The sequence below is a fragment of the Leifsonia poae genome, from assembly GCF_050632195.1.
GTDB lineage: Bacteria > Actinomycetota > Actinomycetes > Actinomycetales > Microbacteriaceae > Leifsonia > Leifsonia poae_C.
The window spans coordinates 1,697,222-1,723,146 of sequence record NZ_CP192580.1 but is presented as its reverse complement, the minus strand read 5'-3'; the positions used below and the strand labels follow the sequence as shown (position 1 = coordinate 1,723,146).

Genomic DNA, 25,925 nt, shown 5'->3' with positions numbered 1-25,925 from the left:
CCTCAGTAGTTGCCGGTAGACGAAGGATCCCGATGTCCAGCACTCCTGCCCAACCAGCAGAGCGGCCCGTTCCCGGCCAAACCCATGTGATCCCGAAACCGGCCAAAGGCGGGGTGTTCCGGCACTGGCTGCTGTCCGGCCTGATCGACGAGCGCGGCACGCACCAGGGCCCGCACGCACGCAAGCCCGAGCGCCAGCACTCGTGGTGGCAGGTCATGTGCCTCACCGGTGTCGACTACTTCTCCACGCTCGGCTATCAGCCCGCGATCGCGGCACTCGCGGCCGGCTTGATCTCGCCGTTCGCGACGCTGGTGCTCGTCGCCTTGACACTGCTCGGCGCGCTCCCGGTCTATCGCCGCGTCGCCCGCGAGAGCTTCAAGGGATCCGGGTCGATCGCCATGCTCGAGCGCTTCCTCCCCTGGTGGGCGGGCAAGCTGCTCGTGCTCGTGCTGCTCGGGTTCGCGGCGACCGACTTCATGATCACCATGACGCTCTCGGCTGCGGATGCCACGGCCCACGCCATCGAGAATCCTTTCGCCCCGAGCTGGTTCCAGGGCAACCAGGTCGGCATCACACTCTTCCTGCTTGCACTGCTGTCCGCGGTGTTCCTCAAGGGGTTCCGGGAGGCGATCGGCATCGCCGTCATTCTCGTGGCGGTCTACCTCGCGCTGAACGTGGTGGTGGTGACCACCTCGATCGTGGAGGTCTTCCAACACGCGACGGTGATCCCCGACTGGTGGGAGGCGCTCAATACGCAGCACGGCGATCCGCTCGTGGTCGTCGGTATCGCGCTGCTGGTCTTCCCTAAGCTGGCGCTGGGTCTGTCAGGGTTCGAGACCGGCGTCGCGGTCATGCCGCAGATCAAGGGCAAGCCGGACGACGACCCCGACAACCCGAAGGGTCGTATCCGGGGCGCGGGACGACTGCTCACGACGGCCGCTCTGATCATGAGTGCGTTCCTCATCACGTCGAGCTTCACCACCACGCTGCTCATCCCGCAGAAGGAATTCCAGTCGGGCGGCGCGGCGAACGGCCGTGCGCTCGCGTACCTCGCCCACGAGTACCTGGGCAACGGCTTCGGCACCGTCTACGACCTCAGCACGATCTTCATCCTCTGGTTCGCCGGCGCCTCGGCGATGGCCGGGCTGCTGAACCTCGTGCCGCGCTATCTGCCTCGCTACGGCATGGCGCCGCAGTGGGCACGCGCCGTGCGGCCGCTCGTGCTGGTGTTCACGGCCATCGGCTTTCTGATCACCCTGATCTTCGAGGCGAACGTGGATGCGCAGGGCGGCGCGTACGCGACCGGCGTCCTCGTGCTGATCACCTCGGCCTCCCTCGCCGTGACCCTCTCCGCCTGGCGCAAGAAGCAGCCGAAGCGCACCTGGGTCTTCGCGATCATCACGGCGATCTTCGTCTACACGACGATCGACAACATCATCGAGCGGCCCGACGGACTGCGCATCGCCAGCCTCTTCATCATCGGCATCATCGTGATCTCGATCGTCTCGCGCATCGGGCGGTCCTTCCAGCTGCGCGCCACATCCGTCAGCCTCGACGTCACCGCCCTCGACTTCGTGCTCGAAGACGCCGAAGAGGGCGAGATCCGGATCATCTCGCACGAGCCCGACGTCGACACCGACAAGGAGTACGCCCAGAAGAACAAGGACGAGCGCAAGTACAGCCACATCCCCCAGCGCGCTCGCACCATTTTCATCGAGGTGTACCCGTCGGACTCCTCCGACTTCGAGGAGGATCTCGTGGTGCACGGTGTCGTCAAGCACGGCTACCGAGTGCTTCAGATCAAGAGCGGCAACGTGCCCAATACGATCGCGGCCGTCCTGCTGGAGATCCGCGATGTCACGGGCATCGTGCCGACGATCTACTTCGAGTGGACCGAGGGCAACCCGATCTCGAACATGTTCCGCTTCCTGATCACCGGCGTCGGCGAGGTCGCCCCGGTCACGCGCGAGGTGCTGCGCGAGGCGGAGAAGGACGTCAAGCGCCGCCCCGCCGTGCACGTCGCTTGAACTGACCGCCGTGCTTCTTGCGCTTCGCCGCGGCCTCGCGCGCTGACGCCTGACGCGCCGCCCGCTGCCGTTCCTCTTTTTGCGCTCGGCCTCCTGGCGCTTCGCCGCCTCACCGGCGGCGACCTCGGGATTGCGCGAGCTGTGGGCGGACCGTCCGCGCACGATCCCGATGAACTCGTCGACCATCGGATGCTGCGCGTCGCGCGACCAGGCGAGCGCCACCCTGCTCGGCTCGGCATCCTCCAGGACCATCGCCGTCACATCCTTGCGGCGGAAGGCCTTGGCGATCGACTGCGGGTACACCGCGATCCCCTCGCCCGCCGCAACCTTGCGGATCACGGCTTCGGGGTCCGCGCCCTCGACGCGTGGCTCCCCCGCGATGTCGGCCAGCTGCAGCTTCTTCTCCAGCGTGAGCAGGTGCTCGTGGTGCATGACCGCCACGATGTTCTCCTCGTACAGCGGGATGACGTGGAGCCCATCCGCGTCGAGGGGTTCGCGGACGAACGCCATGTCGGCCTCGCCGTCGATCGTCGCACGCTGGTCGGCGACCTCCATGCGCACGACCGTGAGCTCCACATCCGGATGCCGTTCCTCGAACACGCGGGTCCATTTACCGATCGTGACACCGAGCGGGAACGCGATCGTGAAGGGTGACGCCATGCTCGTAAGGGTACCGGGCTCGCCGGACGATACCCTGGACACATGAGCTCGGAGAAGAAACCCCAGATGATGAAGGCGGCCACTGCGGCCAAGAAGCTCGGGATCTATCTCCCGGCGGCTCCTGAGGAGTTCCGCGACCGCGAGATCAGCCGAACCGAGCTCGCCGAGCTGACCGCTGAGCCGCCCGCGTGGCTCGCCACCCTCCGCGCCGACGGCCCGCATCCCCGCGACGTCGTCGCCCAGAAGCTCGGCATCTCGATCAGCGGCCTCGGTCGCGCGGGCATCGACGAGGCGCTGACCACGGCCCAGATCAAAGAGCTGCTAGCGGCCCCGCCGGCCTGGCTCGTGACCGAGCGCGCCACCCAGTCCGAGGTGCACGCCGAGAACGCGCGGGTCAAGGCCCGGAACGCCGAGCGCGCCGCACGGGCACCGCAGGACTAGCTTCGAGAGTCGGAACTAGGCTCGCGCGTCGGGCGTTTCCGTCGTGCCGTCACCCGATCTCCTAGCTGCGCGTGCGAGCACCTCGGGCCCGGTGACGAGCGCCCGACGCCAGGGTGCGACTCCGTCGATCTCGATCTGCAGCGAGAAGCTCAGCACCGTTCGGATGAGCACGATGAGGGCCAGCACGACCGCGTCGGTCAGCGACGGTGTCGAGGTCACGGTCTTGACCAGGTCGGCCGCGACGAGCACCTCCAGCCCGAGCAGGATCACACCGCCGAAGCTCTCCCGCAGGGTTCGGTACGCCGTCGCCCCGCTGCGCGAACGGATCCACACCCGGATCGAGATCCCCACGGCGACGATGAAGCCGACGAGCATCGACAGGACGCCCACCACCTCGAAGGCGACGGCGATGGTCTCGAAGAACGCCTGACCGAACATGGCATCATGCTCCCACACCGTCGGCGCCGAACGGTGCAGAATGTGCAGCATGACCGCCAGCGCCGGACGCGAGACCCAGTCCGAGATCTACCGAGCCGGTGTCGCCGGCCGCACGCCGCGCATCCCCACCTCGTTCCCGTCGCTGGAGCGCGCGGCCGAGCGCAAGATGACGCGCGCCGCTTTCGCCTATGTCGCCGGGTCAGCTGGCCTCGAGCGAACGGATGCGGCGAACACGTCCGCGTTCCGCCGCCACCGCATCGTGCCGCGCGTGCTCCGTGACGTGGCCGATCGAGATCTGAGCATCGACCTGTTCGGTAAGCGCCGGGCGACCCCGCTGCTGCTCGCGCCGATCGGCGTGCTGGACCTGGCGCATCCGGATGCCGATGTCGCCGCCGCGCGAGCCGCCGCCGCTCTCGACATCCCGGCCGTGCTCTCCAACCAGGCATCGACCCCGATGGAGAGCGTCGCCGCGGCCATGGACGGCGTGCGACCGGGTGCGAGTCGCTGGTTCCAGCTGTACTGGAGCTCGTCGGACGAGCTGGTCGCGAGTCTCGTGTCGCGGGCCGAGGCTTCAGGATGCGAGGCGATCGTCGTCACGCTCGACACGCATGTGCTCGGCTGGCGCCCCCGCGACCTCGACCTCGGTTATCTGCCATTCAGCCGGGGACGGGGAATCGCGCAGTACACGAGCGACCCCGTCTTCCGCCGACTGGTGCAGGAACGTCTCGCCTCCGGCTATCGTCGGGCCCGCACGCCGATCACGCCGCAGACCATCGCCTCGTTCGCGAGCATCCTGCGCCACCATCCGGGATCCCTGCGAGAGAATCTCCGGTCGCCCGAGCCGCTCGCTGCGATCGAGACCTTCCTCGACGTGTTCGCCAACCCTGCGCTCACCTGGAACGATCTCGCGTTCCTCCGCGAACGCACCCGGCTGCCGATCGTGCTGAAGGGCGTTCTTCATCCCGACGACGCCGAGCGCGCCATCGACGCCGGCGTCGACGCGGTTCAGGTCTCCACGCACGGGGGTCGGCAGATCGACGGCGAGATCGCGAGCCTCGACGCACTGCCGGCGATCATCGACCGTGTCGCCGCGCGCATCCCCGTCCTCTTCGACAGCGGTGTTCGCAGTGGCGCGGATGCGCTCATCGCCCTGGCGCTCGGCGCCACAGCCGTCGCACTCGGTCGCCCATACGTCTACGCTCTCGCCGTCGGCGGCGAGGCAGGCGTCAAGGAACTCCTGCGGAACACGCTGGCAGAATTCGACATCACGCTAGGCCTCGCGGGCGCCCGCAACATCTCGGAGCTCGGTCCCGGCATCCTGGAATCGCGCTGACGAAACCGTCGTCTTCAGCCGACCTCAGGTGACGGATGCGCCGATCAGCGCCAGGAGCGCCTGCCCGTACGCCGTCGCCGCGTCATCGTGCTCGAACATCCGCTCTTCGCCGCCGACCACGATGCTCACCCGATAGCCGTCCGCCGTGCGCGCGAGATGCCGGAAAGCCCCACCGAGAAGCTCTCGCAACTGGTCCTCCCGCGGAATCCAGAGCGCGTCTTCGACCGCGAGAGAGTCCAGCGCCCACTCGGTCGTGCCGTTGAAGCCGAGGATCGTGCCGGTGTCGAACTCGTGCGGCTCGATGGTCATATCGCTGACCGTGAAGCGGTCGCCGGCCAGCTCTTCCCGGTCGATGGCGAAGGTGTCTCCGGATGCCGGTGTCCAGCGCAGTCCCGCCGCCCGCAGCTCGCGGGCCAGCTCGTCGGCGATCATGCGCCGGCCGGCGGCCATACGCCGATGATGATCGCCATCACGACGATCGTGACGAACTCGTGAGCCAGGTTCAGGATGGTCAGCCCGCTCGGCCGTCGATCGAACGCGTCATGCGTGACCATGCGCGCGGCCGTGAACCCGGCCCAGAGGATCACCCCGGTGAGGACCGCGTTCCAGAAGAACGACCCACCGTAGAAGTTGAACGTGATGTCGGTGGCGCCCGCGAGCACCCAGGCGGTGATGAAGCTGACGACGACGGTGATGATGATGGGGAATACCGCCCCCTGCCTCATCGACTCCTCGTCGTGGCCCACGGCTTTCATCCAGTATTTGCCGAACACCCCGCGCGCGTACCAGATGGAGCCGATGACCATGCTGGATGCCGTTGCGATCAGCACGGCCCAATAGTTGATGGCAGGAACCACGTGTCCTCCTCTGTCGTGGTCGGAGTCTATTGCAGCCCTGCGACGCCGATCAGTCGGTGACCAGGATGATCTTCCCGCGCAGGTGCCCGGCCTCGAGCCGTTCGTACGCCTCGGCCACCCGCTCGAGCGGGTAGATGGAGTCGAGCGGCAGCACCAGTTCGTTCTCGGCCAGCATCTCGGCGAGCGCCACGAGATCCTCGTTCGTGCCGTGCGTTCCGCCGATCGTGCTCGCCCCGCGGGCCTCGGGTCCGTACGCCGCGATCGTGTTGATCCGCTCCGGCGGCACACCCAGCTCGAAAGCGGCGTCGATCGTGTCGGCTCCGTGGTTGTCGAGCACGGCGGTGATCCTGTCGCCGTCGTCCAAGACCTCCAGCACGCGCTCGACGAGACCGTCGCCGTACTCGACGGGGATCACCCCGAGACCGGAGAGGTAATCGTGGTTCACCTCGCTGGCCGTGCCGATCACCTCGGCCCCCGCGCGCACCGCGAGCTGTGCCGCCAGTACCCCGACGCCTCCGCATGCTGCACTCACAAGCACGGTATCGTGCTCTCTCAGAGCGAGGGATGCGACACTCGCCATCGCCGCACGGCCCACCGTGCCGAGAGCCCCGGCCACCTCGAACGTGAGCGGACTGGGCTTGTGGACGACCTGTCCGTTCTCAGCGACGATCGTGAAGTCGGCGAGGGACGAGAACGGCGCTGTGCCGAACACCGCGTCTCCGACGGCGAAACGGGTCACACCCTCGCCGATCTCCTCGACGAAACCGGAGAAGTCGTGGCCGATGCCGCTCGGTACCGTCACTCCGAACATCCCGGCGGCCTTCTCATCCCGGTACACCGTGCAGTCGAACATGTTCAAGCCGGCCGCCATCACGCGTACGAGCACCTGACCCGGTCCCGGCCACGGTCGTTCGCGGCGCACGATCTTCAGGTATTCGCGCGAACCGAACTCGTCGAACTGAACGAACCTGGGCACGTGAGCTCCTTCCGCCTGTTCGGCAGAGCTTAGTCCGTGACTCAGCCGAACAGCAGTGCGGCCTCTTCGTAGCGGGCCTGCGGCACGGTCTTCAGGCCACCGGTCGCGTCGGCGATCGAGACGTTCACGACATCCGTACCGCGCAACGAGACCATCGATCCCCACCGGCCCTCGTAGACCGCGTCGATCGCGGCCATGCCGAGTCGCGTCGCGAGCACGCGGTCGAACGCGCTCGGCACGCCGCCGCGCTGCATGTGACCCAATACGGTGGCCCGAGACTCGATGCCGGTGCGTTCCTCGATCATCGGGGCGAGCATCTCGCCGATGCCGCCGAGACGGGGCGGTTGAAGGCGTCGAGCCCCTTGTGGGAGTGCGCCTCCTCCATCGTGTCGAGGTGGAAGCCCTCGGAGACGACGAGAACGGGTGCGCGGCCGCGGTCGCGCACCGACTCGACCCACTCGACGACCTGTTCGATCGACTGGGGCTGCTCGGGGATCAGGATGGCATGCGCGCCGCCCGCCATGCCGGAGTGCAGTGCGATCCAGCCGACGTGGCGTCCCATGACCTCGACGACCATGCACCGCTGGTGGGATTCGGCGGTTGTGCGCAGACGGTCGATCGCCTCGGTGGCGATCTCGACCGCGGTGTCGAAGCCGAAGGAGTAGTCGGTGGCGGCGAGGTCGTTGTCGATGGTCTTCGGAACGCCGACGATCTTGATGCCGGCGTCGGTGAGACGACGCGCTGCGGTGAGGGTGCCCTCGCCGCCGATCGCGATGATCGCGTCGATGCCGTGCTCATCCATCATCCGCTGGATGTTCTCGGGGCCGCCTCGCTCGCCCTCGAACGGGTTCGTACGGCTGGAGCCGAGGATCGTGCCGCCCTGGCGGGAGAGGCCGCGCACACTGTGCCGGTCGAGCGGCATGATGTCGCCGTCGACGACCCCGCGCCAGCCGTACCGGAAACCGGCGAACTCAGAGTCGAACACACGGTCGCCCTTGAGGACAGCGCCGCGGATGACCGCGTTCAGTCCCGGGCAGTCGCCGCCGCTGGTGAGAATGCCGATTTTCATACTGCTCCCTGGGATCTTTTCTTCTACGTGTGAATCATGCCCGACGCCTGCCCCCAGTACAAAAACGCATCGGGCCGGACGCGTGCAGCGGGTGCGTGGGCTCGATCAGAGGCCGAGTGTTCGTGCCAGCTTCGACGAGCTGGCCGAGACGACGGCGCCGGCGTCCAACAGCCGCCGCTCGATCTCGTCGAGGAGCGCCGTGCGAGCCTCCCGGGTGTCGGGGGCACCGCCGAGCAGCTCGACCTCCCACTCACGCCAGGATCCGGTATTGCCGTTGCGAAGGTTCTCGCCCTCGACGTGGTCGTCGCAGAACTCCGCCAGGGCGAAGCCGGCCGCATCCTGAAGGATCGTCGTGATGCGACGGTTGGTGACCCGTGCGATCGGCTGCAGGTGCGCATCCCCGATCCGCTCGCGAAGCATGTCGAGCAGTTCGGCCGGAGGCTCGTCGGCGTCGCCCAGCGGCCAGTGCAGTTCGATGCGGCCCTCGTCGCCCGGAAGCTTGACGTGCCACCCCTCGTCCGCGCCGCCGCGACGGATGCGCACCGCGACCTTCTGCTGCGCAAGCGCCAGCTCGTCCGTATCGATGTAAAGCGCGACGAGCTCGGCCGTCGACGGTTCGCTTTCGATCGCCACCGCCCCTGCGCCCACGAGCCGAGGTGGGGTCGCGTTCTCGTCGACGTCGTACTTGCGTTCGATTTCGATCTGGGAGTGGTGCATCCCCCTTGTTTAGTGCAGAGAGGGCCCTGTCGCGAAATTACAAGACCGGATCGTTATGCGCCCGTATCTTCGTACTATGACCAACGCAGAGACCATCATCGCCCGCTTCGACGTGACCGGCTGGGATCCGGCAGAGCTCACCGGCCTCGACGCCGCCGGCGTCGGCGGCGACTGGGTGGGAGCGGTCGTCATGCGCAAGACGTACACCAGCGGTCTCGTGGGAGACTCGGTCGCCCACTTCATCTCCTCGGGCACCGAGGAGAGTCGGGGCTACCTGGCCGCGGAACGGATTACGGGAACGCTCGACGACGGCCGCTCCGGGTCGTTCACCGTGCACCACGGTGCGCTGCAGCATCCGAGTGACGACTCCGCGTTCGGGTACATCATCCCCGGCACGGGAACCGACGACTTCTCCGGATTCGCCGGTAGCGCGCGCATCCTGCACGACGACGACGGCCCGTACTTTCTCTTCACTCTGGCCTGACCCGCGCCCCAGGCGTACCCTCGCAGCATGAGCGAGAGCGACCCGCGTCGCGATGGCGACGAAGACCTGGATGCGTTCGTCGAGGCGAAGGCAGCCGACTACGAGCCTGCGCCGCAGATCCGCGACGAGGACGACCTGCCGACCAATCCCGACGAACTCGACGAGGACGACGGCACTGTGCCCGACGAGGACAGACCTGTCCCCCTCGACCCCGACGACGCCGAGATCGCCTGACTCCTGAACCGGACCCGGCTGACCGCGGTCAGTCGAGCGCTTCGGTGAGCAGGTGGATGAGCGCATCCAGCTGCACGGAGTCCGCCGAGCCCGGCTCGACGTCCGACCCGTCGAGCGCCCGGGCTGCGAGACCCTGCTTGGCGTCGATGAGTTCCGCGATCTTCGAGTCGATCGTCTGCGCGGCAATGATGCGCCAGGCCGTGACCGGCTCCTCCTGGCCGATGCGGTGCACGCGGTCGATCGCCTGGGTCTGCTCGGCGGCGGTCCAGGAGAGCTCGGCGAGCACGACGTTCGACGCGGCCTGCAGGTTGAGCCCGACACCCGCTGCGGTCAGGGAGCACACCGCGACCGACACGTCGGGATCATTGTTGAACGCGTCGATCTCCCGCTGACGGGCGATGGCCGACTGGTCGCCGCGGATCGACACGGTCTTCAGATCGCGAGCGGCGAAGTGGTCTTCGGCCGCATCCATCACGTCGATGTGCTTCGCGAAGAACACGACCTTGCCCACCGAACGCGCCAGCTGGGCCGCGTAGTCGGAGGCGAGGTTCGCCTTGGCCTGGCCGATCTTGCGGACCATCGTGAACACGTTGTCGCCCGACTTGGCCGACTTCGACTCCTCGAGCTCCGATTGGGCGACGAGACGGATGAGGTGCTTGCGGTGTGCTTCGTCGTCACCGTCGAAGCTGTCAGGCCGACCGGCCGCGGCGGCCCGACGGAACTTGGCGACGAGGCGCGCGGCGAGCTCCTTCTCGGCCTGACGCACGGAGCGACCGAGGTCGTCGTCGAGCTCGACGGGCAGGTCGACCACACGACGACTCGGCAGGTCGGCGGCCACATCGAGCTTGCGGCGGCGCACGATGCCCATGTCGATGACGGATTCGCGGGCTGCGCTGTAGAAGCCGAAATCGGCCGGCGTCAGCTCGGTCTCCTCCAGACGCTCCATCAGCTCGGGGGTCGGTTTGTTTCCGTCGATCCAGCCGAGGAACTGCCAGATCGCCTTGAAGTCGTCGATGTCGTTGATCAGCGGCGTTCCGGTGAGCGCGATGAGCAGCGGGTCGCCGGTCTTGCGGATGGCGTCGGCCAGCCCGAGCACGTACTTGGAGCGCTGCGAGTGCAGGTTCTTGATGAAGTGCGCCTCGTCGACGACCATGCCCTTGAAGCCGAGGGTGCTCAGCCAGGCGAGGTGACGGTCGAGCACCTCGTAGTTGACGATGACGACGTCGGCGAACGCATCCAGGCCCTCGCCGTCGCCGTGGATGACGGTGGCGCGACGATGGGGGGTCCAGAGCTCGACCTCGCGGGCCCAGTTCATCTTGACGACGTTGGGCACGACGGCGAGAAGCGGATACGCTCCGGCGACGGATGCTGCGAGCAGCGATTGCGCCGTCTTGCCGAGACCCGGCTCATCGGCGAGCAGGAAGCTGCGGTGGCCGAGGCGGGCGCTCTCCACGAAGCGTGCCTGGTGGTGCATGAGCTCCATGCCGGGAGGCGAGTAGCGGTCGATCGCTGGTGCGGGCGGAAGGTCCATGCTGGCCGCCTGGCCGCCCGCGCCGTACTCGAACGACTTGAAGAGCGGGCCGAGCAGCTCCCACGAGTCAAGCCGACGCCGCGGAGCGGAGCCGCGGTGGCCGCCTTCGAGAAGTCGGGAGCGAGGAACGGGTTCGACAGCTGGCGAGCGCGCACGGACTGCGGGATGACCTGCTTCTCGGCGAGCTCCGCCGGGATCATGCTCTCCTGCTTCGCGGCGGGCCGCTCCATCGTGATGATCAGGTCGTCGGGGCTCAACTCCGTGCCAGACTCGAGCAGCCAGTCGCGGCGCATCTTCTGCGCGGTCGCCGTCGGCGGTGCCTCGCTCTCCAACAGCGAGATCAGGGACGTGTCGCGGGCAGCCGTCTTGGCCAGGATGGTCGCGATCCCGTCGAGGCGCTTCAGCTGCTCGGCCCGCGCGGCGTCGCTCAGCTCGGTGTCGGACTTCGCCCGCGCGCGTTCCTCACGCATGAGGAACGCTATGACCTGGAACTTGGTCCGATTCGTCGGGCCCAGCTTCTTTCCGTCAGCGGCCTTGGCCTCGACCTCACGCACCTTGCGGGCGAGCACGGGGATGAGCCCGTCATTGTTCGCATGCCGCGTGCGGCGTTGCTGCTGCGGGCGCGTCGATGACGTGCGCTGACCGGAACGAGACATGGTCCTCCAGTGGGAGAGGGCGGTCGCCGAGACCGCGTGCGCCGCTGCCGCGAAGGGCGGGGACGCCGGTAGACGTAAGAGGTTCGACGCGGCGGCCGGATGCAGAATCCGGATGCGAACGCCGACGTGCGCACCACAGAACGTGGCACACCGACAGTTTACGCGACGATCCGGCCCGGAGGCCACACCTCGGCCTTACCGGCGTTGCTCGACCGGTACCTTCACGTTCACGGCGACCGCGATGAAGAACACGGCGCCCGCGATGTGCAGGCCGCGCAGCACGAGCTCGTCCATCGAGATCGGCCACACCGGGTTCCAGATCACTGCGATCGGGATGAGGCCGGCGAACCACCACCACTGCTTCGCCTGGCCGGCGAAGACGCACAGGATGAGCGCGAGAATGCTCACCGCGTAGCGCACGTAGAGGTACCACTCGCCCCCGACCAGGGCGAGACCGGCGATCAGGACGATCGCGCCGAGGATCCCGGGCGCGAGCGCCGTACGGTTGAACGCGGGCTGCTGGGACGCTGGGCGGGACACGAGAACCGAGTCTACGTCAGCGCCCCGCACGTCAGCACCCGCCGAACCCGGGTGCCTCGGCATCACTGCGCCCGTGGGGGACCCTCCACGGGCGCAGTGACCTGGCTGTGTCGAGCAGGTGCCTAGCAGAAGCCCTTCCGCAGGAGGAAAGCGCAGGGCGGAGCGTCCGACCCCACCCGCACTGTCACGACGGACTGACTGGCGAGCGCGACGAAATCGTCGAGCTCGAGACGTGTCATCGCCACGCGGCGGAGCTCGGCATCGGAAGCGATACCGTTCACCGCGAAGGCCACGTCTGGGACATCGTAGGGTTCACCGCCCAGATCGAGGAACTTGATCGGGAACGGGTCGTCGTTGTCGAGAGGCAGCACACTGAGGATCGCGTCCGCCGCGGCCTCTGTGGTCACCTCCCCTAGATGAATGACGGGTGAAACAATTTCTTGCACTGGATAGCCGCTGCCGACAAGGGTAAGCATGTCGCCATCGTTCATGGAATCGAGCGCGCTCAAGAGCGCACCGGACAGCAGCGGGCTGAGGTTCTTCAGCAAAGTCGGGCCTTTCCTGTAAAACGAATATTTCTCAACCCCTCCCTGGAGGATAGACCCACCAGTATGTCCTCCCCCACCCCCATTCTGGGGTAATCCTGTGGACGCGCCGTGAAAGCGCTCTCATTTCAGGGGTGATTTCTGATACAGGATTGAATCCGCAGTGATTGCTCCGTCGACGTGATTCGTACCCCAGAGGGGTATGCGGTGCCGAGGGCTATCCTTGTGGGGTGATCGCAGACATCAAGAAACGCGCACTCCACCGCACGCGCATCCTGGAGGGCCAGTTGCGGGGCCTCGAGAAGATGATCGAGAGCGAGGACTACTGCATCGACATCATCACGCAGTCCCTCGCCATTCAGAAGTCGCTCGGCTCCCTCAACAAGCTGCTCGTGGAGAACCACTTGAAGACGCACGTCTCCGAGATGTTCGAGGAGGGTGGCAGCGAACGCGACGACGCGATCGTCGAACTGCTCAAGGTGTACGAACTCTCGAACAACCGGGGCTGAGTGTGGACGACGTCATCGAGATCGTCCGGGGCGACATCACCGACGAGCGAGTGGATGCGATCGTCAATGCCGCGAACAACTCCCTGCTCGGCGGTGGCGGGGTCGACGGCGCGATCCACCGCGCGGGCGGGCGGGCCATCCTCGAGGCCACCCGCGAGCTTCGCGCCACGACCCTTCCCGACGGACTACCGACGGGTCAGGCGGTCGCCACGACCGCGGGCGACCTGCCTGCGACCTGGGTCATCCACACGGTCGGACCGGTCTGGTCGGCGACCGAGGACCGCACCGACCTGCTCCAGAACGCCTACCGCTCCTCGCTGCGGGTCGCTCGCGAACTCGGGGCGACAAGTGTTGCGTTTCCCGCCATCTCGGCAGGTGTGTACGGCTGGCCGATGGAGGACGCCGCGCGCATCGCCGTCAGCACCGTGCGGGCGGTGCTCGCCGCATCCTTCGGCCCGGTGGAGAAAGTGCGATTCGTGCTCTTCTCGGATGAAGCGCTCGCGGCGTTCCGCTCGGCCGCCGGCGAATAGACCAGAATAGGCGGCGATGACCGCACTCGACGAGGACGCCTCCCTCGACCGCTTCCGCACGCTGCTGCGCGTGCCCACCATGTCCCGCAACGCCGTCGAGGAGACCGACTGGTCGGCGTTCGACCGATTCGTCGAGCTGCTCCCCGAGCTCTACCCGGCGCTGCACGCCGTGCTCGACCGCGAACTGCACGGGCACTCGATGCTTTACCGCTGGCCCGGCGCATCCGGACCGGACAAGGGCGCACCCACGGTCCTCATGGCCCACTACGACGTCGTTCCGGCGACCGCGGACGGGTGGCACCACCCTCCCTTCGGAGCCGAACTGACGGGCGATGGAGAGAAGCGCGTGCTCTGGAGCCGGGGAACGCTCGATGACAAGGGCGCGCTCGTGGCGATCCTCGAGGCTGTCGAGGCCCTCGTGCTCGACGGGTTCACACCGACGAACGACGTCTACCTGAGTTTCGGGCATGACGAGGAGACGGTCGGCTCCGGTGCCCAGGCGATCGTCGCCGCGCTGCGGGAGCGAGGTATCCGCCCGAGCCTGGTCGTCGACGAGGGCGGTGCTGTCGTCGAGGGGATCTTCCCTGGCGTGACCAAGCAGATCGCGGTCGTCGGCGTCAGCGAGAAAGGCATCACGACTGTCAGGCTGACCGTCGAGCAGAACGGCGGGCACGCCTCCACTCCGCCGAAACTCACCGCGACCGTGCGGCTCGCTCGCGCGATCACTCGGCTCAATGCCAAGCCCTTCCCCGCCCGGCTCACCGAGACGAACCTGCAGATGGTCGAGACGCTCGGCGCCCACGCGACGGGGCCGCTCCGTGCGGTGTTCGTGCGGGCGCGGCGGCTGAAACCGGCGCTTGTCATGGTGCTCGGGCGCGTCAGCGACGAGACGCGGGCGATCGTCCGCACGACGACGGCGGTGACCCAGCTCCGCGGCAGCCTCGCCGCGAACGCCCTCCCCGAGACGGCGGAGGCGATCGTGAACGTGCGCATCGCGGTCGGATCGAGCGTGGCGGACACGCTCGCGCACATCCGGAAGGCCGTGCGCGACCCACTCGTGCACGTCGAAGCGGTCGATGCGAGCGAGCCATCGCCCGTCTCCCCCACCACCGGTCCCGAATGGGAGTCGGTGGCGCGCAGCATCGTGGCCGTGCATCCGGAGGTCGTCGTCACGCCGTATGTCATGCTCGGCGCGAGCGACAGCCGTCACTTCACCACCATCAGCGACGCGGTCTACCGGTTCACACCGTTCGAGATGAGCGGTGAGGAACGCGGCACGCTGCACGCCCGCAATGAGCGCATCCACGTTCGCACCTGGTTGCGTGGAATCGACTTCTACGCGGCGCTACTGCGCTCGCGGTGACGTGGGCTAGTCCGAACTGGAGGCCGAGCGGTCGTTCGACTCTCGCCAGCCCAGATCGGGCAGCGTGATGGCGCGACTGGAGGGCGCCTGCTGTCGGAGACGCTCCAGGGCGGGGACGAGCTCACCGACCCAGACGCGGTAACCCTCCTCGTTCAGGTGCAGACGATCGTCGCTGTAGAGCGGGTTCAGTTCGCCGTCCTCCAGCGCGAGGGCTGGCCAGAGGTCGAGCCACTGGGCGTGCACCGTCGGCGAGAACTGCCACAGGTGGCGGTTGATGTCGCGGATCTGGTCGGCGAACTCATGCCCACGCGGAAGCACCGACTGCTGCAGGATGCGGACCTCGGGCAACTCGCGCCGCAGCGTCACGAGGATGGTCTCCACGTTGCGCACGACGTGTTCGACGGAGCGACGCCAGGCCAGGTCGTTCGTGCCGATCAGCACCGCGACGATCGCCGGCTGCGCGTTGATCACATCCCAGAGCCGGGCGATCACGTCATCGGTCGTGTCACCGCCGACGCCGAAGTTGTAGATGGTCTCGCCTGGTAGCCACGCCTGCCAGTCCCCGCCCTGCACGAGACTGTCTCCGACGAGCGCCGTCGGTGCCGGATCCGACATCGCACCTCCTGAAGTTCTGAACTCCATCCTCCCCCGTGATGCTCCTCCGCGCCACCCGCAGTCGGGTCGCGCGCCACGCCAGCACGCACGAGTGGTCCCGAATCGCCGTGTGATCACATGACCGCACGGCGATTCGGGACCACTCGATCCGGATGCGCGGCTCAGGTCAGATGAGCGACTTCGTGTGCCAGACGGTCTTCGTCTCCGTGAAGAACGCGATGCGGTCGAGCGAGGGCGCTGCCGCGTCGGACCCGTTCTCGGGCTGCAGAACGCGCTTCAGCGTGTCGGCGGCCGTGATCTGCAGGTCGACCCACTCCAGGTCGCCCGCGCCCACAAGGTCGAGCGCGTTGACGTCGGCGTGCGATGCCAGCCACGGGGCGATCTCGGCCGGCGAACCGGTCAGGATGTTCACCACGCCACCCGGAACATCGCTCGTCGCGAGCACCTCGCTGAGGCTGATCGCCGACAGCGGGAACCGCTCGCTGGCCACGACCACGACGGTGTTGCCGGTGACGAGGGCCGGAGCGACGGCACTGACGAAGCCGAGCAGGCTGTCGTCCTGCGGGGCGATGATCGCGACGACGCCGGTCGGCTCGGGCACAGAGATGTTGAAGTAGGGACCTGCGACGGGGTTGGCGTTGCCGACGACCTGCGCGAACTTGTCCGCCCATCCCGCGTACCAGACCCAGCGGTCGATCGCCTCGTCGACCTGCGCGCCTGCGGCGGCAGCCGACACGCCCTCGGCCTGCACGATCTCGTCGACGAACTGGGCGCGACGGCCCTCCAGCAGCTCGGCGATGCGGTAGAGCACCTGGCCGCGGTTGTACGCGGTCGCTCCCGCCCATCCTGAGAGCGCTGAGCGGGCGGCCACGACGGCGTCGCGGGCGTCTTTGCGGGAGCCCTTGGCCGCGTTCGCCAGGAAGGCGCCCTTGGCCGAGACGACCTCGTAAGTGCGACCCGACTCGCTGCGCGGGAACTTGCCGCCGATGTACAGCTTGTAGGTCTTCGGAACGGTCAGGCGACTCATTTCGTGGCTCCCTTGCGGGCCTTGACGGCCTTGGCGGTTGACGGGGATGCGCTCCTCAGCGCGGCGGGAAGCTCGCGGCCCGGCTTGAGGTACGCCGCCAGTCCGTGACGACCGCCCTCGCGTCCGTAGCCGGACTCCTTGTAGCCGCCGAACGGGCTGGCCGGGTCGAAGCGGTTGAAGGTGTTGGCCCACACGACGCCGGCGCGCAGCTTGTCGGCGACGGCGAGGATGCGACTGCCCTTGTCTGACCAGATGCCGGCCGACAGTCCGTACGGCGTGTTGTTCGCCTTCGCGATCGCCTCGGCCGGCGTGCGGAACGTGAGCACCGACAGCACCGGACCGAAGATCTCCTCGCGGGCGATGCGGTGGCTCGTCGACACGTTGTCGAAGATGGTCGGCGCGAACCAGAAGCCGTTCTCCGGGATCTCGCAGTCGGCCGTCCAGCGCTCGGCACCCTCGGCCTCGCCGATGTCGGAGAGCTCCCGGATGCGCTGCAGCTGCTCGGCGCTGTTGATCGCACCGATGTCGGTGTTCTTGTCGAGCGGGTCGCCGAGGCGCAGCGTCGAGAGCCGCGTCTTCAGTCGGTCGACGACCTCGTCGTGGATGCTCTCCTGTACGAGCAGGCGGGATCCGGCGCAGCAGACGTGACCCTGGTTGAAGAAGATGCCGTTGACGATCCCCTCGACGGCCTGGTCGATCGGCGCGTCGTCGAACACGATGTTCGCGGCCTTGCCGCCGAGCTCGAGGGTCAGTTTCTTGTCGGTGCCGGCGACCGCGCGAGCGATCTCCCGCCCGACGGCGGTGGAGCCCGTGAAGGCGACCTTGTTCACATCCGGGTGATTCACGAGATCGCGTCCGGTCTCACCGGCGCCCGTGACGATGTTGACGACACCCGCGGGCACCCCGGCCTGCTGCACGATCTCGGCGAAGAGCAGGGCCGTGAGGGGTGTGGTCTCGGCGGGCTTCAGCACCACGGTGTTGCCGGCGGCGAGGGCCGGAGCGATCTTCCACGCCAGCATGAGCAGCGGGAAGTTCCACGGGATGACCTGAGCGGCGACGCCGAGGGCGCGGGGCGCCGGACCGAGGCCGGCGTGGTCGAGCTTGTCGGCCCATCCCGCGTAGTAGAAGAACCAGGCGGCGACGAGGGGGACGTCGACGTCGCGGCTCTCCTTGATCGGCTTGCCGTTGTCGAGACTCTCGGCCACGGCGAGCTCGCGGGCGCGCTCCTGCACGAGCCGGGCGATACGGAACAGGTACTTGCCGCGGTCGCTGCCGCTCATCCGGGACCAGGTGCGCTCGTATGCGCGGCGCGCTGCCGCGACGGCCTTGTCGACGTCGGCCGTGTTCGCGGTCGCGATGGTCGCGATGCGCTCTTCGCTGGCCGGCGAGATGGTCTGGAAGGGGTGCCGTTGCCGTCGACGAACTCACCGTCGATGAACAGGCCGTACTGGTCGCGCAGGTTCAGGATCGACCGCGACTCGGGGGCCGGTGCGTATTCGAGAAAACTCATCTGTCTGTGCCTTCGGTTAGTCGATCGTGACGTAGTCGGCGCCGGAGTAGTGTCCGGTCTTCAGCTTCTGCCGCTGCAGGAGCACGTCGTTGAGCAGGCTGGACGCGCCGAACCGGAACAGGTGCGGCTGCAGCCACTGCTCGCCCGCGGTCTCGGCGACCGTCACGAGGTATTTGATCGCATCCTTCGAGGTGCGGATGCCACCGGCCGGCTTCACGCCGATCTCCTCGCCCGTGAGCTTGTGCCAGTCGCGCACGACTTCGAGCATCAACAACGTGACGGGGAGGGTCGCCGCGGGAGACACCTTGCCCGTCGACGTCTTGATGAAGTCGCCACCGGCCAGGATGGAGAGCCAGGATGCGCGGCGCACGTTGTCGTACGTGTTCAGCTCGCCGGTCTCCAGGATCACCTTGAGGTGGGCGTAGCTGCCGTCGGGCCGGCGGCAGGCCTCCTTGACGGCGACGATCTCGTCGAAGACCAGACCGTAGCGGCCGGAGAGGAACGCACCGCGGTCGATGACCATGTCGATCTCGTCGGCGCCCGCGGCCACAGCATCGGCCGTGTCGGCGAGCTTGACGGCGAGGGATGCGCGCCCGCTCGGGAATGCAGTCGCGACCGCGGCCACGTTCACGCCACCGGGCAGCTTGGCGGCATGCGCAGCGCCGAGCGCCTCGACCGCGTACGGGACCATGTCGCCGTAGACGCAGACCGCAGCGGGGCGGGGTGTGGTCAGGTCGCTCGGGTCGGGCGTGAGCGCCTTGGCGGCGAGCGAGCGCACCTTGCCGGGCGTGTCCGCGCCTTCGAGGGTCGTGAGGTCGATGAGCTCGATGATCTTGTCGAGCGCCCAGGCCTTGCTGGTCGTCTTGATGGAGCGGGTGCCGAGTCCGGCGGCGCGCTGTTCGAGGCCGACCGCGTCGACCCCCGGGATGCCGTTCAGGTACCGGCGCAGGCTGGCCTCGGTGAGGTCGCCCCCCAGTATTTCCACTGCCCGGGCCGCCGGTGCGAGGGTTCGCACGGGCGGCGTCGTTTCGATGGTCACGTCACTCCTTTACGGTGTTGTCTCGGTGACTGGGATGTCTCGGTGCGCAGGCAGGCTGCGGCCGAGCAGGTGATTGGCCGTCGTTTCGTCGGTGATGAGCGTCGTGCAGAGCCCGCTCGACACGACGGCGTGCGCGACCCGGTGCTTCGTCGCGCCGGCGATGACCGCGATGCTCGTGCGCGCGGCGCGGAGCTCGTCGAGGGAGATGCCGAGGGTCCTGTTGTTGAGTTCCTCGTCGGCGACCTGACCGCTCTCGGTGATGAACCGGCCGACCACGTCGCCGACGGCTCCCTTGGCGGCGAGGCTGGCCACATCATCCGGAGTCAGATAGCCGCTGTCGACGTGCACGGAGCTGTCGTCGACGACGCCGGCACTGAAGAGGTATGCGGATGCGTTGCGCGCGAGTTCGAGCACGCTCTGTACCGAGCGGTCGGCCTCGATGGCGCGACGGGTGGCCGCCTGCTCGAAGATGGCCGGACTCGGCAGCAGCGTCGCGGTGCCCTGTGCCTTGCGCGCGATCACCACGGCGGTGTCGGCGGCTGCGGTCGCCTGGCGTGTGCTCGAGACGCTTCCGTTGATCTGGACGGGGTTGACGCCGACGGCCCAGCCCGGTCTGAGGCGTGCGGCGACAGCGTGCAGGGTGCGACCCCAGCTGACGCCGAGCGTGCGCGGCACCGGACGGTAGGTGGTGAGGTAATCGGCGGCGGCCTGGGCGACACGGCCCTGCACGTCGGACTCGCTGTCGGTCGCCGGAACGACCACGGCGTCAGCCAGGTCGTAGAACCCGCAGAGCTCGCGCTCGAGCGAGAACCGCCGGGCGCTCGGATGCACGATCTCGATGCGGACGAAGCCGTTCTCGCGGGCGGCGACGAGAAGCCGGCCCACCTTCCAGCGACTCACGCTGAGGGCGAGCCCTATCTCATCCTGCGTCTTGCCGGCCTCGTAATAGAGTTCTGCGGCTTTGACGGCGAGGATCTCATCAGTGTCGTTCAGGGCCACGCTTCCAGCTTAGGAAGGTCCACACGGTTGAGCAACGTGTGAGCGTCTGTTGCTCATATGAGCGGGGCCGGATTCGTTTAGGGTAAAGGTCGTGCCCACTCCCCTCGCCATCGCCGTCGATTTCGGCGGAACCAAGGTCGAAGCCGCGCTCGTCGACTCCGACGGCCGCCTCGTCGAAGGATCCCGCCACCGGCGGCCCACCGGACGCACCGCGACCATCCCCGAGCTGGAGGCCTCCGTCGGCGGGGTCGTCCGCGACGCCATCGCATCGCTGCCCGACGGCGCCGAGCTCGTCGGTCTCGGGATCGGGTGCGCGGGGCCCATCGACCGCATCCGGGGCCTCGTCTCCCCCTCAACGTTCCGCACTGGCGCGACTACCCGCTGCGCGACTACATCGCGAGCGTCGTCGCGGATGCCGGCCTCGGCATCCCTGTGACCCTCGAGATGGACGGCGTGGCGATCACGCTGGCCGAGCACTGGGTGGGCGCGGCGCAGGGCGTCGACAACGTGATGGGGATGGTCATCTCGACAGGCATCGGCGGCGGGCTCATCGTCGGCGGACGCGTGATCACCGGACCCACGGGCAATGCCGGCCACATCGGCCATATCGAGGTCGGCGACATCGTCGGCGAGAACACGTTCGGCAACCCGAGCGCGCTCGAGGCGATGGCCTCGGGGCCGCACACCGTCGCTTGGGCACGCCAGCAGGGATTCACGGGCACCACCGGCGAGGATCTGGCCGCCGCATACGCCGCCGGCGACGAGATCGCCCGTCGGGCCATCGCGCGCACCGGTGAGGCGGTCGGCCGCGCGATCGCTTCGGCGACGGCGCTCCTCGACCTCGAGCTCGTCGCGATCGGCGGCGGGTTCTCGCACGCGACACCCGACCTGTTCGACCACATGCGTGCGGTCATCGCGAACCACTACTTCCCGTACGTGCGCAAGGTCCGCATCGTGCCGAGCGCCCTCTCGAGCGAGGGCCCCCTCATCGGCGCCGCCGCCCTCATCCACCGCGCCCACCTCCTCCCGTAGCGCCCGCTCGCCGCGCGCTTTGCCGCTGCTGCGCGCTCCGCACGCTCACGCGCTCCGCTCCAACGCAATCGACTCCGGCCAAAAGCCCCTTCTGAGCGCGCGAGAACGGGATTCTTCCCGGACTCGATTGCGTTCGAGCGGAGCGGCAGCGAAGCGGCGCCGAGAGGCGCGGGGCGCTATGCGCGGAACGAGTCCTCGAGGGCGCGGGGGCGGGCGACGACGGCGCCCGCGGCGGCTGCGGCGAGGGCGGTGACGGTGAGCGCGATGAGGGCGGCCGTCCAGCCGCCCGTCAGCTGGTGCAGCAGGCCGACGCCGAGCGGTCCGAGGGCGCCGAGCGTGTATCCCAGGCCCTGCGTGAAGCCGCTCAGCGCGACCGAGCCCTCGTGCGTGCGAGTGCGCAGGTTGATGAGCACCAGGCAGAGCGGGAAGAGCAGCGGGCCGAGCCCCGCGAAGACCACCCACAGCCAGGTCGCCGTTCCCGGCGCGAGGATGAGCCCCAGATACCCGATCACGAAGAAGGCGACGCCGAGGTAGATCAGCAGCCCGACGTTCCTCATCCGCGACGTGAGAACCGGGATGAGCAGCCCCGCAGGGATTCCCATCGCCGCATACAGGGACAGCAGCGCCCCGCCCTGCGCCGCCGTCGTTCCCGCGACGTCCTGCAGGATCTCCGGCAGCCACGCGAACATCGCGTAAGCGTTGAGCGACGACGCCGCGAACACGATCCCCAGCGCCCACGCGAGCGGCGCATGCCACACCCGCCCGAGCACGGAGGGCGCCGCCTCCTCGACCTCGACATCGTGTTCAGGATGCGCGGGCCGAACGAACAGGATCCGCAGCCACGGCAGAATGGCCACCACGCTGACGAGCGCCCACATCCCCACAGACACGTGCCAGTTCGTGGCATCCGCGACCGGCACGGCGATCAGCGGCGGCAGCAGCGTGCTCACCGACATGATCGTGGCGTACAGGGATGTGACGAGCCCGATCCGGTCGGGGAAGTACCGTTTCACGAGTGGCGGCAGCAGCACGTTGCCCACACCCATCCCAGCGAAGGTGATGGCGGAGCCGATCACGAGGACCGCGAACGAACCGGCCGTGGCCCGCAGCACATGGCCAGCGAATATCACCCCGAGCGCGACGACCATCACGGTCTCGAGACTCGCGCGGCGCGTGAACGACGGCGCGATGATTCCGAAGACGGCGAAGCAGACCGGGGGCAGCATCCCGAGCAGTCCCACACCGAGGCTCGAGATGGGGAACTCGGTGCGGATCTCCGCGAAGATCGGCGACAGGGCGGCGACCGCGGTACGCAGGTTGGCTGCCACGAGCAGGATGCCGAGCAGGGCGATGGTTCGACCGCGCCAGAGTGGACGTGACGCGGATTGTGGCATTACTCAACCCTATCCCGCGGCCGGAAGCCGCCGGCCCGGAAGCAGCGGGCCCGGCTACGACGTAAGGCCGCCCAGGATGCGCCGCGCATCCGCAACATCGTCCGCGATCTGCGCCTTCAGCGGTTCGATCCCCGCGTACGCCACCATGCCCCGGATGCGCTCGACGAACGAGATCTCCACGTGGTGGTCGTACAGGTCGAGGTCGCGGTCGAGTACGTACGCCTCGACCTGCTTCTGCGGCACGCCCTCGAAGGTCGGGTTGTTGCCGACGGAGATGGCCGCCGGGTACCGCTCGCCCGCATCCGTCAGCCAGCCCGCGTAGACGCCGTCCGCTGGGATGAGCCCCTCGGATTCCGGCGACAGGTTCGCGGTCGGGAAGCCGAGCTCGCGCCCACGCTTCGCGCCGTGCACCACGATGCCGCGGAGGGTCGGCACGTGTCCGAGCAACTCCCCCGCGTGGCCGACCTCGCCGGCCGCGAGCAGCTCGCGGATCCACGTCGACGAGACTCGCCGGCCGTGCTCGGGCCGCACGTCGTCGATCAGGTAAACCGTGAATCCGTACTGGGCGCCGAGCATGCGCAGCATGTCGACGTCGCCCGCACCCTTCGCACCGAAGCGGAAGTCGCTGCCCACAAGCACCGCCTCGGCGTGCAGCCGATCGACCAGGATGCGCCGCACGAACTCCTCGGGATCGAGCGACGCGAGCGCGCGGTCGAATGCGACCATGAGCGTCGCCTCCACCCCCGTGCCGGCGAGGAGGTCGAGCTTCTGCTCGATGCTGACGAGGGAGACCGGGCACTTCTCGGGCGCCAGCACCTCCAGCGGATTGCGGTCGAAGGTGATCACGGTCGACACGAGTCCGCGCTCGGCAGCCACCTCGCAGAGCCGCGCGATGACCGCGCGGTGCCCGGTGTGCACGCCGTCGAACTTGCCGATGGTGACCGCGCTCGGGCCGAAGCCGTCCGGCACCTCGGCGAGCGAACGGAAGATCTTCACGACGCGACCTCGTCGGCGGCGCGCGGGCGATGCTTACGCAGCCAGAGGAGGCCGAGGATCGGCAGGGCGAGCGGGATGAAGAGGTACCCCATCCCGTAGACCGACCACACCGTTGCGTCGCGGCCGAACGGGTCGATATCGTGCAGCCCCAGCACCTCCGGCGCGAACAGACTGAGCGAGCCGATCACGAGCACGCCGACGAGTTCGAACGTGATCGTGATCACGGCGACCCGGTACCAGACCCGGCCGGGCGCCACGAGCGCGATCGTCGCGACGATGTAGACGACGGCGGCGACGGCCGAGAGCGTGAACGCGATGGGCGCCTCACCGAACCGGTCGATGATCTGGAAGACACTGCGGCCGGTGGCGGCCAGAGCGAGGACTCCGTATACGAAGACGAGGACCCGTCCGATGCCGGTCATCCTGCGTCGGGGCTCGGGGCTGGTGCCGTGCTCCCGCGCGGACATGGTGTGGTGTGACATCGCAGATGATTCTATTCTCGTGTTGCTGTTCAAACGCCCTGGACGAACCAGATCTGGCTCATCCGGTAGACCATCACGGCGATCGCCAGACAGACCCCGCCCAGGATGATCGTGCTCCAGCGGTTGCGTTCGATCAGCGCCCAGAACCCGCCGGCCAACGGCAGGATGAGCGCGGAGATCAGGTAGATGTAGAACTCGGCGAGACTGCCGGACGGCTCGTTGCCGACTGCGGGTGCGACGATGGCGATCACGAGCTGCACGATGAGGAGCAGCTCCACGAGCGCGACCGCTCCCATGCTGAGGTCGCCGGGGAGTCTCTTGGCGAGACCGAGCACGATGCAGAGCACGCCGGCGGCGCACGCGACGATCACCTGGACCGTCGTGAACCACTCGATCATGCGGTGGCGATCTCGTCTGACGGGAAGTTCACGAGGGTTCTGGCTTCCTTTCCACGGAACTCGATGAGTCCGACCAGATGGCCGGTGGGGGCGATGGCCGCCACGGGCACACCGCTTCCATTCTGCCTGTCCGGAACGTGGATGCGTTTCCCGTGGGTCAGATCGATGGCCTGCTGCTCCGTCAGCTCGAAGCGCTCGAACAGGATGGAGGCGGCGTCGGCCGCGGGGACGAGCCGGGATTCGACGTCCAGACCCTCGATCGGCCGCGCATCCTCGACTGCGAACGGTCCAACTCGCGTGCGCCGCAGAGCGGTGAGATGACCGCCAAGACCTACCGCTGCGCCCAGGTCGCGCGCAAGCGAGCGGATGTACGTTCCCGACGAGCAGACGACGCGCACATCGACATCGATCGCCTCGGCCTCACGTCGCACATCGAGTACCTCGAACTCCGCGATCGTGACAGGACGCGCCTCGAGCACGACCTCCTCGCCCGCGCGAACGCGTGCGTACGCCCGCTTGCCGTCGACCTTGATCGCGCTCACCGAGCTCGGGATCTGCTCGATCTCGCCGGTGAGGCTCTCGATGCCCGCGCGGATCGCCTCTTCGGTCACGGCGGCGACGCTCTCGGCGGGCGCCTGCTCGACCAGCTCGCCCTCCGCGTCGTCGGTCGTGGTCGACGAGCCCAGGCGAATCGTCGCCAGATACTCCTTGTCGGTGCCGACGATGTACGTCAGCAGCCTGGTCGAGGAGTTGAGGCCCAGGATGAGCAGCCCCGTGGCCATCGGATCCAGCGTTCCCGCGTGGCCCACCTTGCGGGTGCCCGCGAGTCGCCGCGTGCGCGCCACGATGTCGTGGCTGGTCCACCCCTGGTTTGTCGACGAGCAGGATGCCGCTGCCGGTCATGCGCTCTTCTCGGCGACGACGTCGAGCACGAGCTGCAGCTTGGTCTGGAACGTGCACTCGAGGAGCTCGGTGGACGCCTGGTCGAGACCGTACTGCTCGGGGAGCTGGAGGCCGAGCAGAGTGTTCAGCAGCATCCCCTCGGCGAGGAATGACCGGACGGTCTCCGGTTCGAACCCCGCGTCCTCGCGGAGCAGTTTGTAGATCGTCATGAAGCCGTCGCGAGCCTTCTTGCCGATCACCGGGTCGTGGCCCATGCTGAACGCCTGCATCAGGGAGAGCAGGATGCCGCGGTCTTCGATGAGGTTCACGTACGCGGTTCCGAGGAGGCGGCCGATCTCGTCGTCGGGCGATCCGTTCGCCTTCCAGCCCGCGATCGTCTCGTCGAACGACCGGATCAGCTTGTCGAGAGCCCGCCCGAGGACCTCGAGGAACAGGTTCTCCTTCGTGCCGAACATCCGCACGACGTATGGCTGGCTGATGCCTGCCGCTTTGGCGATCTGATCGGTGGTGGCCCCGAAGTAGCCCCTCTCCCCGAACACCAGGCTCGCGGCTGCGAGGATCTGCTCCCGTCGCTTGTCTGCGGGGATTCGTTCGCTGATCTTCTCGGTCACGCTTGACAT

Annotated in this window: 26 protein-coding genes and 5 pseudogenes; 10 read left to right on the top strand and 21 right to left on the bottom strand. The window is 67.9% G+C overall.

Annotated elements, in window-relative coordinates:
- The first annotated feature begins 32 nt into the window (after window positions 1-32).
- Window positions 33-2,027: an amino acid transporter gene (locus ACQ86A_RS08720; RefSeq protein ID WP_431280143.1), complete on the top strand. Its 1,995-nt coding sequence runs from the start codon at window positions 33-35 to the stop codon at window positions 2,025-2,027.
- A 213-nt stretch (window positions 2,028-2,240) separates the two neighbouring features.
- Here the strand turns inward: ACQ86A_RS08720 and ACQ86A_RS08715 are convergent.
- Window positions 2,241-2,582, bottom strand: a pseudogene (locus ACQ86A_RS08715) (LysR family transcriptional regulator substrate-binding protein); the annotation flags it as partial.
- Window positions 2,583-2,729: 147 nt separating this feature from the next.
- Between ACQ86A_RS08715 and ACQ86A_RS08710 the strand changes: the two are divergent.
- Window positions 2,730-3,128: a DUF5997 family protein gene (locus ACQ86A_RS08710; protein WP_431280142.1), complete on the top strand. Its 399-nt coding sequence runs from the start codon at window positions 2,730-2,732 to the stop codon at window positions 3,126-3,128.
- 15 nt (window positions 3,129-3,143) lie between these two features.
- Here the strand turns inward: ACQ86A_RS08710 and ACQ86A_RS08705 are convergent, their stop codons facing one another.
- Complete coding sequence (locus tag ACQ86A_RS08705) at window positions 3,144-3,617, bottom strand: DUF1622 domain-containing protein (RefSeq protein WP_431280141.1); 474 nt, start codon at window positions 3,615-3,617, stop codon at window positions 3,144-3,146.
- Here ACQ86A_RS08705 and ACQ86A_RS08700 point away from each other — a divergent pair.
- Window positions 3,616-4,899: an alpha-hydroxy-acid oxidizing protein gene (locus ACQ86A_RS08700; protein WP_431280140.1), complete on the top strand. Its 1,284-nt coding sequence runs from the start codon at window positions 3,616-3,618 to the stop codon at window positions 4,897-4,899. The genes ACQ86A_RS08705 and ACQ86A_RS08700 overlap by 2 nt on opposite strands.
- A gap of 24 nt (window positions 4,900-4,923) precedes the next feature.
- Here ACQ86A_RS08700 and ACQ86A_RS08695 read toward each other — a convergent pair whose 3' ends face one another.
- The 5 genes and pseudogenes from ACQ86A_RS08695 to ACQ86A_RS08675 all read right to left on the bottom strand — a co-directional run bounded on the left by ACQ86A_RS08695 (window position 4,924) and on the right by ACQ86A_RS08675 (window position 8,518).
- Window positions 4,924-5,331: a hypothetical protein gene (locus ACQ86A_RS08695; protein WP_431280406.1), complete on the bottom strand. Its 408-nt coding sequence runs from the start codon at window positions 5,329-5,331 to the stop codon at window positions 4,924-4,926.
- Window positions 5,328-5,756 carry a DUF1761 domain-containing protein gene (locus ACQ86A_RS08690; RefSeq protein ID WP_431280139.1) on the bottom strand — a complete coding sequence of 143 codons (429 nt, stop codon included), beginning with the start codon at window positions 5,754-5,756 and terminating at the stop codon, window positions 5,328-5,330. Before ACQ86A_RS08690 ends, ACQ86A_RS08695 begins: the two co-directional genes overlap by 4 nt.
- A 49-nt stretch (window positions 5,757-5,805) precedes the next feature.
- Window positions 5,806-6,732 carry an NADP-dependent oxidoreductase gene (locus ACQ86A_RS08685; RefSeq protein ID WP_431280138.1) on the bottom strand — a complete coding sequence of 309 codons (927 nt, stop codon included), beginning with the start codon at window positions 6,730-6,732 and terminating at the stop codon, window positions 5,806-5,808.
- Between the two features lie 41 nt (window positions 6,733-6,773).
- Window positions 6,774-7,801 (bottom strand): annotated as a pseudogene (locus ACQ86A_RS08680) (6-phosphofructokinase).
- Between the two features lie 105 nt (window positions 7,802-7,906).
- Window positions 7,907-8,518, bottom strand: a complete 612-nt coding sequence (locus ACQ86A_RS08675) for a CYTH domain-containing protein (RefSeq protein ID WP_431280137.1) — start codon at window positions 8,516-8,518, stop codon at window positions 7,907-7,909.
- A gap of 76 nt (window positions 8,519-8,594) precedes the next feature.
- On the opposite strand from ACQ86A_RS08675, the gene ACQ86A_RS08670 reads away from it, so the two are divergent.
- Window positions 8,595-9,002, top strand: a complete 408-nt coding sequence (locus tag ACQ86A_RS08670) for a DUF3224 domain-containing protein (RefSeq protein ID WP_431280136.1) — start codon at window positions 8,595-8,597, stop codon at window positions 9,000-9,002.
- Between the two features lie 27 nt (window positions 9,003-9,029).
- Window positions 9,030-9,236 carry a hypothetical protein gene (locus ACQ86A_RS08665; RefSeq protein WP_431280135.1) on the top strand — a complete coding sequence of 69 codons (207 nt, stop codon included), beginning with the start codon at window positions 9,030-9,032 and terminating at the stop codon, window positions 9,234-9,236.
- Window positions 9,237-9,264: 28 nt separating this feature from the next.
- Here ACQ86A_RS08665 and ACQ86A_RS08660 read toward each other — a convergent pair.
- From ACQ86A_RS08660 to ACQ86A_RS08650, 3 genes and pseudogenes are all read right to left on the bottom strand, one after another.
- Window positions 9,265-11,423 (bottom strand): annotated as a pseudogene (locus ACQ86A_RS08660) (DEAD/DEAH box helicase).
- Between the two features lie 195 nt (window positions 11,424-11,618).
- A complete protein-coding gene (locus ACQ86A_RS08655; protein ID WP_431280134.1) occupies window positions 11,619-11,963 on the bottom strand; it encodes a DUF6804 family protein in 345 nt (114 codons plus the stop codon).
- Between the two features lie 122 nt (window positions 11,964-12,085).
- A complete protein-coding gene (locus ACQ86A_RS08650; RefSeq protein ID WP_431280133.1) occupies window positions 12,086-12,511 on the bottom strand; it encodes an RbsD/FucU domain-containing protein in 426 nt (141 codons plus the stop codon).
- Between the two features lie 227 nt (window positions 12,512-12,738).
- Here ACQ86A_RS08650 and ACQ86A_RS08645 point away from each other — a divergent pair, with 227 nt between their 5' ends.
- Genes ACQ86A_RS08645 through ACQ86A_RS08635 form a run of 3 tightly spaced genes read left to right on the top strand, consistent with a single transcriptional unit; the run spans window position 12,739 to window position 14,910 of the window.
- Window positions 12,739-13,017 (top strand): metal-sensitive transcriptional regulator, encoded by a 279-nt coding sequence (locus ACQ86A_RS08645; protein ID WP_431280132.1) that lies wholly within the window; start codon window positions 12,739-12,741, stop codon window positions 13,015-13,017.
- A 2-nt stretch (window positions 13,018-13,019) separates the two neighbouring features.
- Complete coding sequence (locus ACQ86A_RS08640; RefSeq protein WP_431280131.1) at window positions 13,020-13,547, top strand: O-acetyl-ADP-ribose deacetylase; 528 nt, start codon at window positions 13,020-13,022, stop codon at window positions 13,545-13,547.
- A 16-nt stretch (window positions 13,548-13,563) separates the two neighbouring features.
- Window positions 13,564-14,910 carry a M20/M25/M40 family metallo-hydrolase gene (locus tag ACQ86A_RS08635; protein ID WP_431280130.1) on the top strand — a complete coding sequence of 449 codons (1,347 nt, stop codon included), beginning with the start codon at window positions 13,564-13,566 and terminating at the stop codon, window positions 14,908-14,910.
- Between the two features lie 6 nt (window positions 14,911-14,916).
- Here the strand turns inward: ACQ86A_RS08635 and ACQ86A_RS08630 are convergent, their stop codons facing one another.
- The 5 genes and pseudogenes from ACQ86A_RS08630 to ACQ86A_RS08610 form a co-directional block, all read right to left on the bottom strand.
- Window positions 14,917-15,525 (bottom strand): GDSL-type esterase/lipase family protein, encoded by a 609-nt coding sequence (locus ACQ86A_RS08630; RefSeq protein WP_431280129.1) that lies wholly within the window; start codon window positions 15,523-15,525, stop codon window positions 14,917-14,919.
- Between the two features lie 166 nt (window positions 15,526-15,691).
- Window positions 15,692-16,552: an aldehyde dehydrogenase family protein gene (locus tag ACQ86A_RS08625; RefSeq protein ID WP_431280128.1), complete on the bottom strand. Its 861-nt coding sequence runs from the start codon at window positions 16,550-16,552 to the stop codon at window positions 15,692-15,694.
- Window positions 16,549-18,062: pseudogene (locus ACQ86A_RS08620) on the bottom strand (aldehyde dehydrogenase family protein). The gene ACQ86A_RS08625 and the pseudogene ACQ86A_RS08620 overlap by 4 nt, the downstream one beginning before the upstream one ends.
- A 16-nt stretch (window positions 18,063-18,078) precedes the next feature.
- Window positions 18,079-19,101: a deoxyribose-phosphate aldolase gene (gene deoC, locus ACQ86A_RS08615; RefSeq protein WP_431280127.1), complete on the bottom strand. Its 1,023-nt coding sequence runs from the start codon at window positions 19,099-19,101 to the stop codon at window positions 18,079-18,081.
- Between the two features lie 9 nt (window positions 19,102-19,110).
- Window positions 19,111-20,100, bottom strand: a complete 990-nt coding sequence (locus ACQ86A_RS08610; RefSeq protein WP_431280126.1) for a sugar-binding transcriptional regulator — start codon at window positions 20,098-20,100, stop codon at window positions 19,111-19,113.
- Window positions 20,101-20,191: 91 nt separating this feature from the next.
- Here ACQ86A_RS08610 and ACQ86A_RS08605 point away from each other — a divergent pair, with 91 nt between their 5' ends.
- Both ACQ86A_RS08605 and ACQ86A_RS08600 read left to right on the top strand, forming a co-directional pair.
- The gene (locus tag ACQ86A_RS08605) at window positions 20,192-20,536 is read left to right on the top strand and encodes an ROK family protein (protein WP_431280125.1); all 345 of its coding nucleotides are present in this window, start codon (window positions 20,192-20,194) and stop codon (window positions 20,534-20,536) included.
- Entirely contained in the window at window positions 20,482-21,132 is a 651-nt protein-coding gene (locus tag ACQ86A_RS08600) for an ROK family protein (RefSeq protein WP_431280405.1), read from the top strand. The genes ACQ86A_RS08605 and ACQ86A_RS08600 overlap by 55 nt, the downstream gene beginning before the upstream one ends.
- 176 nt (window positions 21,133-21,308) lie before the next feature.
- Here ACQ86A_RS08600 and ACQ86A_RS08595 read toward each other — a convergent pair whose 3' ends face one another.
- From ACQ86A_RS08595 to ACQ86A_RS08570, 6 genes and pseudogenes are all read right to left on the bottom strand, one after another.
- Complete coding sequence (locus tag ACQ86A_RS08595) at window positions 21,309-22,526, bottom strand: CynX/NimT family MFS transporter (RefSeq protein WP_431280124.1); 1,218 nt, start codon at window positions 22,524-22,526, stop codon at window positions 21,309-21,311.
- Window positions 22,527-22,580: 54 nt separating this feature from the next.
- Complete coding sequence (locus ACQ86A_RS08590; protein ID WP_431280123.1) at window positions 22,581-23,522, bottom strand: bifunctional riboflavin kinase/FAD synthetase; 942 nt, start codon at window positions 23,520-23,522, stop codon at window positions 22,581-22,583.
- Window positions 23,519-24,004 (bottom strand): hypothetical protein, encoded by a 486-nt coding sequence (locus ACQ86A_RS08585; RefSeq protein ID WP_431280122.1) that lies wholly within the window; start codon window positions 24,002-24,004, stop codon window positions 23,519-23,521. The genes ACQ86A_RS08590 and ACQ86A_RS08585 overlap by 4 nt, the downstream gene beginning before the upstream one ends.
- A 29-nt stretch (window positions 24,005-24,033) precedes the next feature.
- The gene (locus tag ACQ86A_RS08580) at window positions 24,034-24,402 is read right to left on the bottom strand and encodes a hypothetical protein (protein ID WP_431280121.1); all 369 of its coding nucleotides are present in this window, start codon (window positions 24,400-24,402) and stop codon (window positions 24,034-24,036) included.
- Window positions 24,399-25,305: pseudogene (gene truB, locus ACQ86A_RS08575) on the bottom strand (tRNA pseudouridine(55) synthase TruB). Before truB ends, ACQ86A_RS08580 begins: the two are co-directional and overlap by 4 nt.
- On the bottom strand, window positions 25,302-25,916 hold the full coding sequence (locus ACQ86A_RS08570) for a TetR/AcrR family transcriptional regulator (protein ID WP_431280120.1): 615 nt from the start codon (window positions 25,914-25,916) through the stop codon (window positions 25,302-25,304). The pseudogene truB and the gene ACQ86A_RS08570 overlap by 4 nt, the downstream one beginning before the upstream one ends.
- Window positions 25,917-25,925: the final 9 nt, after the last annotated feature.

Bases quoted from the DNA above. Each gene is read 5' to 3' on its own strand.
- ACQ86A_RS08720 (WP_431280143.1), top strand. From the start codon at position 33: ATGTCCAGCACTCCTGCCCAACCAGCAGAGCGGCCCGTTCCCGGCCAA.
- ACQ86A_RS08705 (WP_431280141.1), bottom strand. From the start codon at position 3,617: ATGCTGCACATTCTGCACCGTTCGGCGCCGACGGTGTGGGAGCATGAT.
- ACQ86A_RS08595 (WP_431280124.1), bottom strand. From the start codon at position 22,526: ATGCCACAATCCGCGTCACGTCCACTCTGGCGCGGTCGAACCATCGCC.
- ACQ86A_RS08585 (WP_431280122.1), bottom strand. From the start codon at position 24,004: ATGTCACACCACACCATGTCCGCGCGGGAGCACGGCACCAGCCCCGAG.
- ACQ86A_RS08580 (WP_431280121.1), bottom strand. From the start codon at position 24,402: ATGATCGAGTGGTTCACGACGGTCCAGGTGATCGTCGCGTGCGCCGCC.
- ACQ86A_RS08710 (WP_431280142.1), top strand. From the start codon at position 2,730: ATGAGCTCGGAGAAGAAACCCCAGATGATGAAGGCGGCCACTGCGGCC.
- ACQ86A_RS08630 (WP_431280129.1), bottom strand. From the start codon at position 15,525: ATGTCGGATCCGGCACCGACGGCGCTCGTCGGAGACAGTCTCGTGCAG.
- ACQ86A_RS08635 (WP_431280130.1), top strand. From the start codon at position 13,564: ATGACCGCACTCGACGAGGACGCCTCCCTCGACCGCTTCCGCACGCTG.
- ACQ86A_RS08670 (WP_431280136.1), top strand. From the start codon at position 8,595: ATGACCAACGCAGAGACCATCATCGCCCGCTTCGACGTGACCGGCTGG.
- ACQ86A_RS08675 (WP_431280137.1), bottom strand. From the start codon at position 8,518: ATGCACCACTCCCAGATCGAAATCGAACGCAAGTACGACGTCGACGAG.
- ACQ86A_RS08700 (WP_431280140.1), top strand. From the start codon at position 3,616: ATGACCGCCAGCGCCGGACGCGAGACCCAGTCCGAGATCTACCGAGCC.
- ACQ86A_RS08665 (WP_431280135.1), top strand. From the start codon at position 9,030: ATGAGCGAGAGCGACCCGCGTCGCGATGGCGACGAAGACCTGGATGCG.
- ACQ86A_RS08625 (WP_431280128.1), bottom strand. From the start codon at position 16,552: ATGAGTCGCCTGACCGTTCCGAAGACCTACAAGCTGTACATCGGCGGC.
- ACQ86A_RS08695 (WP_431280406.1), bottom strand. From the start codon at position 5,331: ATGATCGCCGACGAGCTGGCCCGCGAGCTGCGGGCGGCGGGACTGCGC.